The sequence below is a fragment of the Phaeobacter porticola genome, assembly GCF_001888185.1.
Classification (GTDB): domain Bacteria; phylum Pseudomonadota; class Alphaproteobacteria; order Rhodobacterales; family Rhodobacteraceae; genus Phaeobacter; species Phaeobacter porticola.
In genome coordinates, this window is sequence record NZ_CP016364.1 from 2,528,757 (window position 1) to 2,545,218 (window position 16,462).

The 16,462-nt window shown below is 58.4% G+C and carries 14 protein-coding genes; 7 read left to right on the forward strand and 7 right to left on the reverse strand.

Annotated features, from left to right (window positions below):
* The first annotated feature begins 5 nt into the window (after window positions 1-5).
* Window positions 6-1,922 (forward strand): beta-galactosidase, encoded by a 1,917-nt coding sequence (locus PhaeoP97_RS12120; protein ID WP_072505269.1) that lies wholly within the window; start codon window positions 6-8, stop codon window positions 1,920-1,922.
* 205 nt (window positions 1,923-2,127) lie between these two features.
* Here PhaeoP97_RS12120 and PhaeoP97_RS12125 read toward each other — a convergent pair whose 3' ends face one another.
* From PhaeoP97_RS12125 to PhaeoP97_RS12135, 3 genes are all read right to left on the reverse strand, one after another.
* Window positions 2,128-2,916: an ATP-binding cassette domain-containing protein gene (locus tag PhaeoP97_RS12125; RefSeq protein WP_072505270.1), complete on the reverse strand. Its 789-nt coding sequence runs from the start codon at window positions 2,914-2,916 to the stop codon at window positions 2,128-2,130.
* A gap of 1 nt (window position 2,917) precedes the next feature.
* Window positions 2,918-4,039 carry an ABC transporter permease gene (locus tag PhaeoP97_RS12130; RefSeq protein ID WP_072505271.1) on the reverse strand — a complete coding sequence of 374 codons (1,122 nt, stop codon included), beginning with the start codon at window positions 4,037-4,039 and terminating at the stop codon, window positions 2,918-2,920.
* A gap of 62 nt (window positions 4,040-4,101) precedes the next feature.
* A complete protein-coding gene (locus tag PhaeoP97_RS12135) occupies window positions 4,102-5,052 on the reverse strand; it encodes a sugar ABC transporter substrate-binding protein (protein WP_072505272.1) in 951 nt (316 codons plus the stop codon).
* 227 nt (window positions 5,053-5,279) lie between these two features.
* Between PhaeoP97_RS12135 and PhaeoP97_RS12140 the strand changes: the two genes are divergently transcribed.
* The gene (locus PhaeoP97_RS12140; protein ID WP_072505273.1) at window positions 5,280-6,272 is read left to right on the forward strand and encodes a LacI family DNA-binding transcriptional regulator; all 993 of its coding nucleotides are present in this window, start codon (window positions 5,280-5,282) and stop codon (window positions 6,270-6,272) included.
* Window positions 6,273-6,342: 70 nt separating this feature from the next.
* Here the strand turns inward: PhaeoP97_RS12140 and PhaeoP97_RS12145 are convergent, their stop codons facing one another.
* From PhaeoP97_RS12145 to PhaeoP97_RS12155, 3 genes are read right to left on the reverse strand one after another with little or no spacing between them, the layout of a single operon-like run.
* Entirely contained in the window at window positions 6,343-7,500 is a 1,158-nt protein-coding gene (locus tag PhaeoP97_RS12145) for a Gfo/Idh/MocA family protein (protein WP_072505274.1), read from the reverse strand.
* A gap of 11 nt (window positions 7,501-7,511) precedes the next feature.
* On the reverse strand, window positions 7,512-8,405 hold the full coding sequence (locus PhaeoP97_RS12150) for a sugar phosphate isomerase/epimerase family protein (protein WP_072505275.1): 894 nt from the start codon (window positions 8,403-8,405) through the stop codon (window positions 7,512-7,514).
* A gap of 22 nt (window positions 8,406-8,427) precedes the next feature.
* Window positions 8,428-9,531 (reverse strand): Gfo/Idh/MocA family protein, encoded by a 1,104-nt coding sequence (locus tag PhaeoP97_RS12155; protein ID WP_192849658.1) that lies wholly within the window; start codon window positions 9,529-9,531, stop codon window positions 8,428-8,430.
* Between the two features lie 119 nt (window positions 9,532-9,650).
* Between PhaeoP97_RS12155 and iolD the strand changes: the two genes are divergently transcribed.
* The 5 genes from iolD to iolG are packed head-to-tail and all read left to right on the forward strand — an operon-like array spanning window position 9,651 to window position 15,203.
* Complete coding sequence (iolD, locus tag PhaeoP97_RS12160) at window positions 9,651-11,525, forward strand: 3D-(3,5/4)-trihydroxycyclohexane-1,2-dione acylhydrolase (decyclizing) (protein ID WP_072505277.1); 1,875 nt, start codon at window positions 9,651-9,653, stop codon at window positions 11,523-11,525.
* Entirely contained in the window at window positions 11,525-12,517 is a 993-nt protein-coding gene (gene iolC / locus PhaeoP97_RS12165) for a 5-dehydro-2-deoxygluconokinase (protein WP_072506460.1), read from the forward strand. Before iolD ends, iolC begins: the two co-directional genes overlap by 1 nt.
* A 12-nt stretch (window positions 12,518-12,529) precedes the next feature.
* Window positions 12,530-13,387, forward strand: coding sequence for a 5-deoxy-glucuronate isomerase (locus tag PhaeoP97_RS12170; RefSeq protein WP_072505278.1), 858 nt, complete (start codon window positions 12,530-12,532; stop codon window positions 13,385-13,387).
* Window positions 13,384-14,223: a class II fructose-bisphosphate aldolase gene (locus tag PhaeoP97_RS12175; protein ID WP_072505279.1), complete on the forward strand. Its 840-nt coding sequence runs from the start codon at window positions 13,384-13,386 to the stop codon at window positions 14,221-14,223. The genes PhaeoP97_RS12170 and PhaeoP97_RS12175 overlap by 4 nt, the downstream gene beginning before the upstream one ends.
* The gene (gene iolG, locus PhaeoP97_RS12180) at window positions 14,217-15,203 is read left to right on the forward strand and encodes an inositol 2-dehydrogenase (RefSeq protein ID WP_072505280.1); all 987 of its coding nucleotides are present in this window, start codon (window positions 14,217-14,219) and stop codon (window positions 15,201-15,203) included. Before PhaeoP97_RS12175 ends, iolG begins: the two co-directional genes overlap by 7 nt.
* A gap of 12 nt (window positions 15,204-15,215) precedes the next feature.
* Here the strand turns inward: iolG and PhaeoP97_RS12185 are convergent, their stop codons facing one another.
* Window positions 15,216-16,400, reverse strand: a complete 1,185-nt coding sequence (locus PhaeoP97_RS12185) for a phytanoyl-CoA dioxygenase family protein (RefSeq protein WP_072505281.1) — start codon at window positions 16,398-16,400, stop codon at window positions 15,216-15,218.
* Between the last annotated feature and the right edge of the window lie 62 nt (window positions 16,401-16,462).

Consider the following 16,462-nt stretch of genomic DNA (forward strand, 5'->3'; position numbering starts at 1 on the left):
ACCTTATGCAGCGCACGCTTGGCACCTGCTATTACCCCGAACATTGGCCGGAAGAAATCTGGCAAGAGGACGCCGCACGCATGGTCGAGGTCGGGCTTACATGGGTGCGGATTGGTGAATTCGCTTGGTCCCGTATCGAACCCACCTCAGGCGACCTGCGTTGGGACTGGCTGGACCGCGCTATTGATACGCTGGTTTCTGCGGGACTGAAAGTTATTCTAGGCACACCAACCGCAACACCGCCACGCTGGATATTGGATAGACACCCGGACATGTTGGCGCTGGATGCCGAGGGCCGACCGCGCGGGTTCGGCTCGCGCCGACATTATTGTTTCAGTCACGAGGGTTACCGCGCTGAATGCCGTCGAATTGTAACCCTGATTGCCGAACGTTACGGCCCTGGTGACCGTATCGCAGCCTGGCAGACGGACAATGAATATGGCTGCCATGACACCACGATCAGCTATTCGCCTGCCGCGCAGCTGGCCTTTTGCAAATGGCTGGAGCAACGCTATGACGGCGATATATCTGCGCTGAATATCGCGTGGGGGAATGTGTTCTGGTCCATGGACTATAACCGCTTTGACCAGATTGCATTGCCAAATCTGACCGTAACAGAACCCAATCCTGCTCACGTTCAGGCGTTCCGGCGGTTTTCTTCCGATCAGGTAGTGGCCTTCAATCGCGATCAGGCCCGCATTTTGCGGACGCATTCCCGCGCACCAATTGCCCATAACTACATGGGTCGTGTCACCGATTTTGATCACTACAAGACCGGTGACGACCTCGATATCGCCAGTTGGGACAGTTATCCACTAGGATTTCTTGAAGACCGCGTTGGCGCCAGCGCTGAAGATCAACGGCGCTATGCCCGCCAAGGCGATCCCGATTTCCAAGCTTTTCATCACGATCTTTATCGCGCTGTGGGGCGAGGGCGTTGGTGGGTTATGGAACAGCAACCCGGACCAGTAAACTGGGCACCCTACAACCCGGCCCCCCTGCCTGGAATGGTGCGGTTCTGGACTTGGGAAGCCTTTGCTCATGGGGCCGAGGCCGTTTGCTATTTCCGTTGGCGACAGGCTCCCTTTGCACAGGAACAAATGCACGCTGGGATGCTGCGTCCTGACAGTGTGCCCGCCCAAGCATTCGCAGAGGCACAGCAAGTCTCTGAAGAACTGGCAACAACACCAGACGTGCAGCACACACAGGCGCCTGTGGCACTGATCTTTGACTATGACGCCGAATGGGCTTGGCAGACCCAGCCCCATGGCGCGGGGCTGAGTTACTTCAACCTGGTGCTTGACCACTACCGCGCCCTGAGGCGGGCCGGTCTATCTGTGGATATTGCCGCGCCTACTCGGCGTGATTTTGCGGGCTACAATCTGATCCTTGCACCCGGACTCATGCATCTGGCCCAACCCCTGCGTGACGCGCTCACCCAGACCTCTGCGATCATTCTCTATGGTCCACGTACGGGTGTCCGCAACGAGGAATTTTCCATTCCTGTGCCGCTCCCGCCAGGCCTGACTGGACTGGATTTACGCGTCATCGCAACCGAAAGCCTGCGACCCGATATGTCGGTACCGCTTGCCCCCCCGACACAGGGTAACATCAAAGGTTATGTTGAAACCTTGGAAGGCTCGGCCAAGGCCCTATTGCGTGACACTTCCGGAAAAAAAGTTGCCGTCACCTCCGGTCGTCAAATTTATTGTGGCGGGTGGCTGGACGCGACGGGATTGGATCATCTGATCGCGTTGCTATGCGCACAGGCGGGCTTGGCCACCAGATCGCTGCCTGAAGGCGTGCGAATACGACAGACCGAAACCGAGGAGTTCTGGTTTAACCACAACGCAACACCAATCAAAACCGAGGTTGGTACGCTGCCAGCCGCATGTGTCTTGCGGCGGCGGCTTACACGTTAGGTCCTAGCGTTATCACCAGCGTCGCCTCTGACATTATTGATCATTACGCGTTCAGCAATATCAGGATGATCGAGATCTGCTCAGCAAAACTTTGAAGTGTCTCGCGCCGCTCAAAGACGGTTTAGGGCAATGGGGAAAACAGACAACCGCCCGAACCAAACGATCTGGGCGGTTGCCTTATCTGTCTCTCTCACTCATTCTTCAGTCAAACAGTGCCGCCCAGGCTTCCCTCCAATGTGGCCAGTTCTTGCCCGCCGGCCATTAGATCTTGCAGCTCTTCCGGGGTGATTTCACCGCGCCGCGCAGTGCCGAGGGTTTGACCCCGGTTCAGTACGGTAAATCGATCCCCCACCGCCATCGCGTGGCGCACGTTGTGGGTGATAAAGACCACCGCGACGCCCTGCTTGCGGACCTTGTCGATGGTGGCCAGAACATTTGCGGTTTGGCGCACGCCCAAAGCCGATGTCGGCTCGTCCAGAATCAACACCTTGGCACCGAAGTGGACAGCACGAGCGATCGCGACGGTCTGCCGTTCACCACCAGACAGGGTGCCGACGGCCTGATCCGGCCCCCGCAGATTGATGCCCATTTTACGCATCTCAGTCATGGTAATCCGATTGGCATAGTCGTGATCGAACAGTTTCAAGGGCCCGATCTTGCGGATCGGCTCGTTGCCCATGAAGAAGTTACGACTGACTGACATTAAAGGGATCATCGCAAGATGTTGGTGAACCGTAGCAATCCCCGCAGTGATCGCATCGCGCGGATCCGCAAAATGCATCGGCTGACCTTCGAACAGGATCTCGCCTTTGGTGGGTTTATGCACCCCTGACATTGTCTTGATGAAAGTGGATTTTCCAGCGCCATTATCGCCCAGCAGGCAATGGCACTCGCCCGGAAACACATCAACAGAGACGCCAGCCAAAGCTATCACACTGCCAAAGTGCTTCTCGATGCCCTGCATCCGAACCAGCGGAGTTTGTGTAGCAATCATATCAACGCTCCCCTGTGATAACACGGCGGATGTAGGTATTGAGGATCACCGCGAACAGCAGGATCAGACCCAGGAACACACGAAAGAGCGAGCTTTCGACCCCAGCAAAGAACAGCCCTTGCTGAACCACGCCAAAAATCAACGCGCCCAGTGCTGCCCCCACAACTGACCCATAGCCACCGGTTAGCAAGGCACCGCCGATCACCACGGCAATGATGGCCTCGAATTCTTTCAGCAAGCCGCGGTCCGAACCGGCACCACCAAATTCCATGACCTGACAAGTGGCAAAAACGGTCGCGCAGAAGGCCGTGAACATAAACATCAGAATCTTGACGCGGTTCACCGGCACGCCGGAATTGCGCGCGGCCTCAGCATCGCCGCCAGCTGCAAAAATCCAGTTGCCAAACCGTGTCTTGGTCAGGATCACATGGCCGACGATGACCAACAGGATTGCCCAGACAATCAGCATTGGCAACCCATCGACCACCGGCTGCCCCTTGCGGGTGCCGCGTTCAAAAACAGCAATCCAACCATTGTCGCCAAACCACTGGAACAGGCCTGTCAGGATCTTACCTCCAAACAATGAAGCCAGCCAATCACCTTCGGCAGCGTCAGCCACACCACCGATAATAGTTTTACGTTCAATGGTTTGTGGCAGATAGATAGCAAAGCCACGCAGGATGAAGAGAAACGCAAGCGTCACGATAAAACTGGGCAGACCCGTGCGCACCACAATAAATCCGTTCAGCGCACCGATGGCTGTCGCGATCGCAAAGGTTACCAGAATAGCCAACCAGACCGGCCAGCCCAGCGTTACGCTGAAAATGGCGATCAACATTCCCGCAAAGCCAATCATAGAGCCGACAGATAGGTCGAATTCGCCAGCAATCATCAGCAGGCAGGCTCCAACCGCGATGATCATGAATTGCGCCGAAATCTGGCTCCAGTTCATCACACCCTGACTGTTGAACATGCCACTATCACCGGCAAAGATCAGGAACATGGCAAAGACGGCGATAGTTCCGATGATCCCGCCCAATTCTGGTCGGATCATCGCCTCGCGGAACTTCGAACGGTTCTTGATCCGCTCATCGTCCGCAAATTGGGTTTGTGCGTCAGACATAGTGCTCTCTCTGAAAAAAGGGCGGCCAATTTACACCGACCGCCCACCCATGGGGGAGATGATTACCGGTACTCGCCCGCGAACTGTTCGACCTTTTCCAGGCCGTCCTTGGTTACAAAACCAGGGCCAGAGTTGATATTGTTGCCAGGCAGCACGCCATAGCGGTGGTAGTTGGTCAGAACCACAACCGGCAGATATGCTTGCAGGAAAGGCTGCTGATCGATACCCCAGTTAATGACACCGGATTTCAGACCTTTGACGATCTCCTCGCCCAGATCGAAGGTACCAAAGTAGATATCACCAGCCATCCCATTTTCATCCAACGCCAGCATGGTCGGATCTGCTGAGGTCGGCCCAAGGGTCAGGATCGCGTCGGTTTCGGGGTTGGTATTCAGATATGCCAGAACACGGTTCTTGATCTCGGCTGGATCCTGACCACTGTCGATCATTTGGTCACCCAGCTCAACGCCAAGCCCGTCGGCGAAACCTTGGCAGCGTTCTGTCGAAGACGGCGAGCTGATGTAGTGATTCACACAGAGAAAGCTGCCTACGCCATCGGCCTTGGCACGCATACCCGCCGCATGGCCTGCGTCATACTCCGGCTGACCAACATACATCAGCGCCCCAACTTCGCGGGCCTGATCCGGGGTGCCGGAGTTCATGATGATAACGTCAACACCGCTGTCGACCGCTGCGCGGATCGGGCCGGACAGCACCTCATAGTCGGACAGGGTGGTGATGATGCCGTTGGGACCTGATGCCGCGGCCTGTTCGATGATGCGGGCCATATCTGCCAGGTCACCGGTCGGCGGGTTGCGGTACTCCACCTCGACGTTCATCTGCTCACCAGCCAGGGCAATGCCATTTTTGATGGTGTTCCACCAGCTGTCACTGTCAGGCGCGTGGCTAACCAGGATGTATTTCTCGCCTTCGGCAGAGGCAGTCGTTGCTACCATCAGCGGTGCTGCAGCAACTGTTGTCGCCAGCATGAATGTCTTGAAAATTGACGTCATTCTTTCCTCCCAAAGTTTTTCGTCGTGACCGCGTCCGGGCGCTCCCCTCTGCGTCGAACAAGAGGTAATCACGAATCGAATAATTTTGCAACCGGTTGCAAAATGTGACACCATTTTTTCTGCTGAACTCTGACGAAATCCGCGATAGGTAGTCTGACCCGGCACGCAGCCGGTTGCGATATGAGCGGACGGGCCCGATATCGGCCCCGACAAAGGGAAGACCTGACATGGCTGTAACGCTGAAAGATGTGGCAGAACGAGCCCAAGTATCGCGATCTGCGGTATCACGGACCTTCACCGATGGGGCGTCGGTCTCGGAAAAGATGCGGCGCAAAGTCGAAAAAGCTGCACAAGAGCTTGGCTATAGTCCCAATGCGCTGGCCTCGTCGCTAACAACCGGGCGCACCAAACTGATAGGCTTGGTCTCCAACAACTTTCACAACCCGATCTTCCTTGAGGTCTTTGACCGGTTCACCCGCCGCCTGCAGGATCGCGGCCTGCGGCCACTGCTGGTGAACCTCTCCGATGAAACGGATCCGGAAAACTCGGTGCGGATGCTGCGACAGTATTCCGTGGATGGTGTCGTTGTAGCCTCATCCACTCTCCCGCCGGGATTTGCCAAGGCGTTTCGCGATGCTGGCGTGCCTGTGGTCCACAGTTTTGGCCGCTCGTCCTCCACCCCGCAGGTACATGTTGTGGGGATCGACAACGTCGAATGTGGCCGGATAGCCGCACGCACCCTTGTCGCGCGCGGCTATCGCAGACTGGCCTTCATGGGCGGCCCCCAAACAGCCACCTCGACCCAGGATCGCTACAAAGGGTTCACAAGTGAGATGGACGCCCACCCAGAGATCGTAATTTCTGCAAGTTTTGCAGAGGATTATTCATTCGATGCCGGCCGTCGAGAAATGTTGCGCCTGTTGCAGAGCGCGCCCGCCGAAGCCTATTTCTGCGGCGATGACGTTTTGTCGATCGGCGCCCTTAGCGCTATCCGCGAGCAAGGTTTACAAGTACCAAACGACATTGGCGTTATTGGTCTCAACGACATGGAAATGGCCGGCTGGGAGAGCATCGATCTCACCACGATTCATCAACCAATCGAACAGATCGTCAATTCCTCAATCGAGTTGGTTGTCGCCATGCTGGACGACCCCGAACGTTATCCCGAGGCGCGTATTTTTCCATGCCATGTGGTGGAGCGCGGAACGCTGCGGCCGTAAAAACCTTGAACCACCGGCAAAGAAGAAGGGCGCCAGATGCCGACGCCCCTGCTTCAGGCCAACGCCTCAATCAGCGAAACATCGGCGGGCGGGCATCAACCCACGCACCGTCTGTGGCCCCGCTTTCAGCGACCGCAAAAACCGCCGCCATTGACCGCAACCCGTCCTCGGCCCGCGGGTATAGGTCGGCGGCGGGATCCATCGAGCGTCCCACTTTGTCGGCCCTGATCGCCTCAGCCAAGTCGCTATAAATATTTGCAAATGCCAAAGGCATCCCTTCGGCGTGGCCAACTGTGACACGACTGGTGCGATCGGCCTCTGGGCTGAGGTTGCCCTCGCCACGTTCGATCACCTGCAACCGCTCACCAAGGGGCATCCAATAAAGCTGGTTTGGCTGCTCCTGAGACCAACGAAGACCACCTGTCTCACCAAACACCTGCAAGGTCAGCCCGTGCTGGCGTCCGATCGCCACCGACGAGGTCCAGAGCCGCCCGACGGTGCCGCCATCAAAGCGCATATTGACCATGGCGTCGTCTTCCAGAACCCGGCTGTCGATACAGCTGACTGTATCTGCTGACAGGCGTTCCAGCTCCTGACCAATGACAAAACTCGCCATATGCAGCGCGTGAATACCACAATCAGCGAATTGGGCAGAGACTCCGGCCTGCGCGGGATCGTAGCGCCAACGCACCCGCGGATTGTCTGCATCAGCCGCGTCCGCATGGTGGCCGTGGGCGAATTCAGCCTTCACAAGCCGGATTTTGCCAAGGTCGCCACGCGCGACCATCGCCTTCATATGACGGACAAGCGAATAGCCGGAATAGCCATAGTTCACGGCGCAGATCTTTCCCTGCGCCTTGGCGATATTGACGATTTCCTCGCCTTCTTCCACGGTCATTGTCATCGGCTTTTCGCAGAGCACATGAAAGCCAGCTTCCAGAAACCTCTTGGTGATCTCAAAGTGCGTGGCATTGGGCGTAGCCACAGTCACCAGATCAACCCGGTCGTCGCGGTTGCGCTCCCCCTCCAGCATCTCCTGCCAGTCACCATAGGCGCGATCCGCCGCAAGCCCCAGCCGCTGACCATAAGCGCGCCCCTCTTCTGGACGGTGGTCCAAGGCCGCTGCCACGAATTCAAATGCACCATCCAGTCCTGCGCCCAGACGATGAGCTGGTCCGATCTGGCTGCCTTCGCCGCCGCCGATCATACCCCATTTCAGTTTTGTCATGGTGTTGTTCCCTAGTTGAAACCGATAGATTCGAGGTATTCGCGATTGGCCCGCGCATCACCAATGGGGTCAGGATCCAGCGTCGGATCGCAATCCTGCTCCACCGTGCACCAGCCGGAAAATTCAGCATCAACAAGCAGTTGCCGAACGGCTGGGAAATCCACATCCCCCTCGCCGAGATTGCAGAAAATCCCCTGCCCACAGGCATCGTAGAAATTTGTCCGCTTGGCGATCACATCTGCCTTCACCTTGGGATCAATATCCTTGAAGTGCATATAGCTGATACGGTCCATATGCCGTTTCACAAAGGCAACCGGGTCAAATCCGGCATAGGAATGGTGGCCTGTATCGAAACAAATCTTCAGGATCTTGTCGTCAACTTCATCCAGCAAACGCTCCAGCTCCGGCTCAAAATCCATGAACCCCGCAGCATGGGCATGGATGCCGACAGTCAGACCGTATTCCTCGGTCCCGATCTGGGCTACTGTGGCCAGCCGGTCGCGGAATGCCGACCATTCTGCTTGGCTCATCTGTTCAGCTTCCGATGCGCGACCAGCGGTCGGCGCACGGCGGGGCGAGATGGAGTCGATCAGAACCAAATGCTCTGCTCCATGCGCCTTCAGCGCCTTGCAGGTACGATGTGCCCCGTCCAGGACGTCGTCCCATTGATCAGGATCATGGAACGCCCGGAACACCACGCCGCCGATCAACTCCAGATCATGCTCGGCCAGCGCATCCCGCAGAATTGCGGGATCTTCGGGCATGTAGCCCACAGGGCCCAACTCAATCCCCTTGTAGCCAGCTTCGGCGCAATCCTTCAGAACGCTGCGCCAGTCCGGGTTACGGGGATCCTGTGCAAACTCTACCCCCCAGGAACATGGGGCATTGCCAATTCTGATCGTCATTTTTCAGTGCTTTCTTAAATGCTTAGAACGTGGATACGGTTTGCCAGGCCCGCGCTTCAGAGGCGGCCATGGCAGCAGCAATCACCTGGTTTACGACCATACCATCCTCAAATGTCGGCCAGACCGGTGTCTGTGTTTCAATTGCGCGCAGGAAATCGCGCGCCTCGATCAGGATCTGATCCTGATAACCGGTGCCGTGCCCCGGCCCCTGGCAAAATGGCAGATAGTCGGGATGCGCAGGGCCAGTCAGGATCTTACGAAAACCGCGCGTGGCCTCGTCGCCCTCGCTGAGATAGAGCCAAAGCGCGTTCTGATCCTCTTGATCGAACCGGATCGCACCTTTTGTTCCCGTAATTTCATAGGCATAGCCCATCTTGCGACCTGTCGCGATGCGGCTAAAGAACATCTGCCCCATCGCCCCATTGGCAAAACGGCACATCATCTGCCCCTGGTCGTCATTGGTGACACGGCCACCGGGGCGGTCCATATGAACGGTCTCAACCTCTGCGATGAGTTCCGCGATCGGCCCGATCAGCGCCATCGCACCATTGATCATATGCGGCGCCAGATCGCCCATGGTCCCATTGGCTTCGCCCTCCGTGCGCCATGTCGCGGGGGCATCCGGGTCGGCATAGAAATCTTCGGTATGCTCGCCACGAAACCAGGTCACCTCTCCGATCAGGCCATCTGCAATCAGCTGACGCGCATATTGGCTGGCAGGGGTTCGAATGTAGTTGAACCCGACCATATTGGGGCATCCCGACGCCTCCGCCGCTGCCACCATGGCACGACTGTCAGCCAGTGATGCGCCCAGCGGCTTTTCGCAAAAAACGGGTTTGCCAAGCGCAAAGGCCGCCTCGGCCACGACGCGATGAGTCTGCTGTGGAGATGCGATGACGATCGCCTCAACCTTGGGGTCGTTGACCAGCAGCTGCCAGTCGTCTGTTGCGCGTTGAAACCCATAGGCCCGCCGGTACCGCTCTGCACTGGCGGGGGTCGTGGCGCAGACCATTTCCAGACGCGGGCGCAAAGCGGTGTCGAACACAGCGCCCACTGCGGCCATGGCGACGGCATGCGCTTTGCCCATGTAGCCCCCGCCGAGAATTCCGATGCCGATTTCGGTCATTCTGGCCTCCCAACCTATCAAATTCAATTTGCAACCGGTTGCAAAACTTGTATCTTGGGATTCGACATCTCGCAAGATCAAATCGACCCGACCACAGACCATCCCAGGGATCCCTGCTTATGACGACGCCGCCGAAAACGATAAAACTGACCACCGCCCAGGCCATCATCCGATGGCTGTCAAATCAGTTCATTGAGATTGACGGCGAGGAGTTACGCCTGTGCGGAGGTGGCTTCGGCATCTTTGGCCACGGCAATGTGACCTGCCTTGGCGAAGCGCTCTATGAGGCACGTGATGCGCTGCCGCTGTATCGGGGGCAAAACGAACAAAGCATGGGCTTTGCCGCAGCCGGATATGCCAAGCAGTGGCTGCGCCAGCGATTCATGTTCTGCACAGCCAGTGCCGGCCCGGGCACATCAAACCTCCTCACCTCTGCGGCGCTGGCCCATGCCAACCGCTTGCCGATGTTGATGCTCTGTGGCGATACCTTTCTTACCCGTCTGCCGGATCCGGTCTTGCAGCAGATGGAGAATTTCAACGATCCGACCTTTGGCGTGAACGATGCCTTCAAGCCCGTGTCGCGCTACTGGGATCGCATCACCCATCCGGCGCAGATTATTCAATCGCTGCCCGCCGCGATTGCCACCATGCTGGATCCCGGCGATTGCGGCCCCGCCTTCCTTGGCCTGCCGCAGGACGTGCAGGGGTGGACCTATGACTACCCCGAGGTTTTCTTTGAGAAGAAAATCCATCGCATTCGCCGCCTTACTCCAGATGCTTCCGAGATTGCAGAAGCTGCTGCCGCGCTGCGTGGCGCCAAACGGCCGATGATCATCGCAGGCGGCGGTGTGCAATACAGCCGCGCCGTGGTCGAGCTGACCAGCTTTGCCGAAACACATCAGATCCCGGTTGTTGAAACCATCGCCGGTCGCGCCAACCTGCGTGACACCCATCCACTCAATATCGGTCCCATCGGAGTCACCGGATCGGACAGCGCCAATGCGATCGCCGCTGAGGCAGATGTGATCCTTGCGGTTGGCACACGGTTGCAGGATTTTACCACCGGATCCTGGACCGCCTTTGCGCAGGATGCCCAGTTCATCTCGATCAATGCGGCCCGCCACGACGCAGGCAAACACCGCGCGTTGCCGGTTGTCGGCGACGCCCAGCGCGGGCTTCTGGAACTTGGCGCCGCAAGCGGTGACTACAAGGCCCCTGACAGTTGGGTCGCCCGTGCTCAGGAGAGCCGCCGTAACTGGGTGGCCTATGTCGCAGACAACGTCTCTTACGGGGACAACCGGCCCAATTCCTATGCACAGGCCATCGGTGTTGTGAACGCGCTCTGCAATCCGAAAGACCGTGTGGTCGCGGCGGCTGGCGGGCTTCCGGCGGAAGTCACCGCCAATTGGCGCACATTGGAGCCCGGCACCGTCGATGTGGAGTTCGGCTTCTCCTGCATGGGCTACGAAATTGCCGGCGCCTGGGGAGCACGCATCGCCCAGGCCGAACGCGAGCCTGAGCGCGACACCATCGTCTTTGTCGGCGACGGCTCCTACATGATGCTGAATTCGGATATCTACTCCAGTGTTCTCAGCCGCAAAAAGCTGATCATTCTGGTCCTGGACAACGGCGGCTTTGCCGTCATCAACAAGCTGCAGAACAACACCGGCAACACGAGTTTCAACAACCTGCTCGAGGATTGCCCCACCATTCCCGAGGCCTTCGGCGTTGATTTTGTCGCCCATGCGTCCTCAATGGGGGCACTCACCGAAACTGTCGCAAATCCCGCAGAGCTAGGCGAGGCGTTCAAACGCGCGCAAAGCAACGATCGGACAACCGTCATCGTGATGAAGGTTGACGCCTATGAAGGCTGGACCACCGAAGGCCACGCTTGGTGGGAGGTTGGCACGCCACATATCACCAACGACCCCAAAGTGAAGGAAGCCCATGTCGATTGGGAATCCAGCCGTAGTAAGCAGCGGCGGGGCGTATGATGGGTCAGCCAAGCAAGGCCCGCTCAGACCTGGCCGGCCGCAATTTTTTAGTCATAGGTCGGGTCGGCATGGACCTGTGCCCGACCCCTGCTGGCACTGCCACCGCTGATGCACAGGACATGATGGTCGCCATGGGCGGCAGCGGCGCCAATATCGCGGCAGGTTTGGTCAAAATGGGGTGCAGTGCCGCATTGGTCACCAGCGTTTCTGATGATGCGGTGGGGTGGTACTGCCTCAACCAGCTGGATAACTACGGTGTTGACCGGACTCACGTGAAACGCATCACCGGTGAATATCGAACCTCGCTTGCGGTCTATGAAAGCCGGGTGGAGGATCACCAGAGCGTCATCTATCGCAACAATGCCGCCGATTTCCAGATGACCGTCGCAGATGTGGAGGCGGTGGACTACAGCCAATACAGCGCGCTGATCACAGCCGGGACGGTTTTTGCAGCCGAGCCATCACGCAGCGCCACCTTCCGCGCCTTTGAACTGGCGCGCGCGGCCGGGCTGCCGATCATCTTTGATGTGGACTACCGCCCTTACAGCTGGCCCTCGCCTGAGGTTGCGGCGGATGTCCTGTCTCGCGCCGGCGCCATGTCCGATATCATTGTCGGCAATGATGAGGAATTCGGCTTTATGGCCGGTGGCATCGACAAAGGCCTCGCCAAAGCTCGCACACTGGCGGAAACCAGCGCCTCTGTCGTGGTCTACAAGATGGGCCCCAAGGGCGCCGTCACCTTTGCCGATGGGCAGGAAATCCGCACCGGCATCTATCCCGTTAACGCACTAAAACCAACCGGCGCCGGCGACAGTTTCATGGCCGGTTTTCTCGCCTCACTCTCCGAAGGGCGTCCGATGAAGGATGCCATTCTGCGCGGCTCAGCCTGTGCCTCCGTCGTGGTGGCCAAACCCGGCTGCGCCCCCGCCATGCCCGACCTTGCCGCGCTGGAGGCGTTTCTTGCAAGGCACCCCGGCGCCACCGAAATTTGAAAGGACCCGCAAATGCATATCGCCCCTCATGACAACCAGAACAAAGCCATTGTCGATGCTGACAACGCGCTTGTTCCGCTGAACTATTTCAACATCGTCAAACTGACCAAGGGCCAGACCTTTGAATATCAGGTGCCCGGCTATGAGACCTGCATCGTTCCCGCGACTGGCACTGTAGATATTGAGATCGAAGGCCTGAGCTACGCGGGCGTCGGCAACCGAACCGCCGACGTCTGGGATGGTGAGCCGGAAGGCGTCTATATTCCCGTCGGGGCCAAGGTGACCATCACCTGCACAACAGATGCGACCGAGACCTTCATCGCCGGGGCCAAATACGACAAGGTGCTGGAACCTTTTGACGTGCGCGCAGGCGGCATCGACAAGGTCCAATACGGTTCTGACGACACCAAGACCCACCGCAAAATCAAACACATCCTTGGCCAGAAACAACATGACAAGGTCGGTCGTTTGCTGGTGTCTGAACTGTTTACCGTGGGCCAGGGTGGCTGGTCCGGCTTTCCGGCGCACAAGCACGACACCGATCGCAAGGATGCGGATGGCAACATCATTGAAACGCGCCACGACGAAACCTATAACTTCCGCTTCCGTCCCAACCACGGCTCTGGCGTGCAGATCCTGCAACGCGAAGAGGGCAAGCCGGGGGACGCGTACCAGTTGATGGATGGCTCCACGATCATGATCGACAAGGGCTATCACCCCTGCGCCGTGATGCCAGGATATGAGATGTATTATTTCACCATCCTTGGCGGTCTGAGCCAGCGCAGCCTGATCCAGTATTTCCAGCCGACCCATGCCTATCAGGTCGAAACGATCCCCGGCATCAAAGACATGGTGGCCAAGTTTAAATGACCATTGCAACTCTGGCTGAGGTCCTACAACCGGCCCTGCGCGATAGGTACGCCGTCGCGGGACTGGTCACACTGGGATGGGAAGATATGCGCGCCTATGTGGCTGCTGCTGAAGCCGAAGGCGTGCCGGTCATCCTGCAGGCCGGCCCGTCCTGCCGCGCCCATACGCCGCTACCGATCCTGGGCAAGATGTTCCGCCATCTGGCCGAAAGCGCATCGGTCCCAGTGGTCGCCCATCTCGACCATGGCTACACGGCTGAGGACTGCCGCATTGCCATCGACAGCGGCTTTACCTCTGTAATGTTCGATGGCTCGCGCAATGCTTTAGACGACAACATCGCTGAAACCGCCGCTATCGTCGGTATGGCACATGCCGCAGGCGTGTCTTGCGAGGGAGAGATCGGCTTTGTCGGCTACTCAGGCGGCGAAGGATCCGCAGGTACCGACCCGGAGGAGGCACGGAAATTCGCACAGGAAACAGGCGTTGATGCCATGGCGATCTCGGTCGGCAATGTGCATCTGCAACAGGACAAGGAAGGCGGCCTCGATATCGACCGCATCCGCGCCATTGAAGCTATCACCGAGGTGCCGCTGGTGATCCACGGCGGCTCCGGCGTGCCGGTGCCGCAGCGCAGGATGCTGGCCCGCGAGTCGCGTATCTGCAAATTCAATATCGGCACCGAGTTGCGCATGGTCTTTGGAGCAGCGATGCGCGATGCGGTGAATAGTGATCCGGACCGCTTCGACAGGGTAAGCATCCTGTCCGAGACCCATGATCCAGTCGTTGCTGCGGCGCGCAGCGTTCTTCGCGCCTTCAAGGGAGAGACACAATGTTGAATATCGGCCTTCTGGGCTGCGGACGCATCGGGCAGGTCCATGCGCGATCTGTGGGGCAATTGGACGGGGTGCGCGTCACTGCGGTTGCCGACGCGATGCCGGATGCCGCGAATGCGCTGGCCAGCAAGATCGGCGCGGATGTGCGCGAAGCCTCTGCCCTGATCACCAGCGCGGACGTCGACGCGGTGGTGATCGGCACTCCGACTGATACGCATTACGACCTGATCCATCAGGCCGCTGCCGCAGGTAAGGCAATATTCTGCGAGAAGCCCGTCGATATGTCCGCTGACCGCATTCGCGATTGCCAAACGGCAGTGACAGAGGCTGGTGTTGCCTTCCTCACAGCGTTCAACCGTCGCTTCGATCCCAATTTTGCCAATCTGCAACAGCGCCTGCGGGCAGGCGAGATCGGTGATGTGGAGATCGTCTCGATCCTGTCACGCGATCCCTCTCCACCGCCGATCAGCTATATTAAAACTTCAGGCGGACTGTTCCGGGACATGATGATCCATGATTTCGACATGGCGCGCTTCCTATTGGCCGAGGAACCCGTACAGGTCTTCGCGGTTGGCTCAGCGCTGGTCGATCCCGCCATTGGCGAAGCAGGCGATGTGGACACAGCCGCCGTTACGCTCACCACGGCCAGCGGAAAGATTTGCCAGATCTCCAACTCTCGGCGGGCCACATACGGCTACGACCAACGGGTGGAGGTACATGGCTCCAAGGGGATGCTCCGTGCGGCGAACATGCTGGAAAACACAGTAGAAGTAGCCGGAACCACCGGTTTTCAGACAGCCCCTGCGCAGCACTTCTTTCTTGAGCGCTATGAAGCAGCCTATCGCAACGAGATGGCGCGATTTGTCGAAGCCGTACAAACAGGCAACACCCCCTCCCCCAGCATCGACGACGGGCTGCGCGCCCAGATGTTGGCCGATGCCGCCGCCAAATCGCTTGAGACGGGGGCACCGGTCGCGTTGTAAGCGATCAGATCCTTATGCCTGGCGGCGCAAGTCCTGTGCCGCCAGTGCCTTGTTGAAACGCTCGGATGTCCAACCCTCGGTAAGGGCCTGATGAAACAGCCCGGCCTGTGTTTGTGGGGCCAAACCGCCCACCGGCGGGTCCCGGTCCAGATTGGTTGGAAAAGAATACCCCTCTGCGCAGGCTGCAATTGCTGCGGCCTGATCAGGCTCACTCATGACTGCTTCACGCTTCAGTTTGACCAGTGCCGGGAAAAGCCGTTCTGACATGCCGCGCCGATCCACGGTCTCCATAGCGCGCCCAAAGGCAGACGAGACCTGCAACAGGTTCGCCATACGCTGAATTTCCTCCGAGCGGTTCTCACCAGCGGCATGAAACAAGGCCGGATTGAAAAACACCACGTCCCCCTTGGCCAGAGGCAACTGCACGCAACGTTCCTCGAAATAGGCTCGGAAGTCCGCGCGCCGCCACGCTGCGTAGCCCGCACGGTATTGTTGCGAAAACGGCAACAGCTTGGTGGGGCCGCTCTCCACCGGCATATCGGTATGGGCCACCGCCCCCTGCAGCGTCAGGACCGGCGATAGGTCATGCACATGGGCCGGATACTGCGCGGAGGTTTCCGCTGATTGAAAGCCCAGATGATAGTCACGATGCGCCTGCTGCGCGGCACCGCCCGGCCGCACCAGATTGATCTGCGCTGTCATCTGGTAGTTCGGCCCCAGCCAAGCCTCGCAAACAGCTGCGATAGATGCGTTACAAAAATAGCGGGCGAACACATCTGGTGCCGCCTCGCAGAGCTTTTGCAACGCATTCCAAATCCGGTCATTTGCCCCTGTGGTAGCAAAGTGATCTGCGCCCCCGCCGGTTGCGGCTTTCTCGTCTGCGATGATACGATTATAGATGACGCTGGCGGCATCAATCGGCGCGAGATCCTGAAAGGCCTGCCGTAAGACCAGAACACCTGCCCCATATCGCAGCCCATACGCCCATTCTGCCATCAACCGTTGGCGCGCGCGGACATCGCTCAGCGTCTCGCCCAGCGCGGCCATGTCATAGATCGGGATATTCTTCTTAATCTTGCTGGCCAGCGGAACTTGGTCGGGCGTCAGTTCCCGTTCAACCAGCGCAGCGAAATCACTCAGCTCGCATCCTTCGGGGTCAAAATAGGCCTGCTCCATCGGTGTAACAGCAACTGTCATCGTGGTCTCCTCTCTGCCGTGCATTTTGCTATGAGGAGAGATTGCCAGGGCGGGCGCTTGTG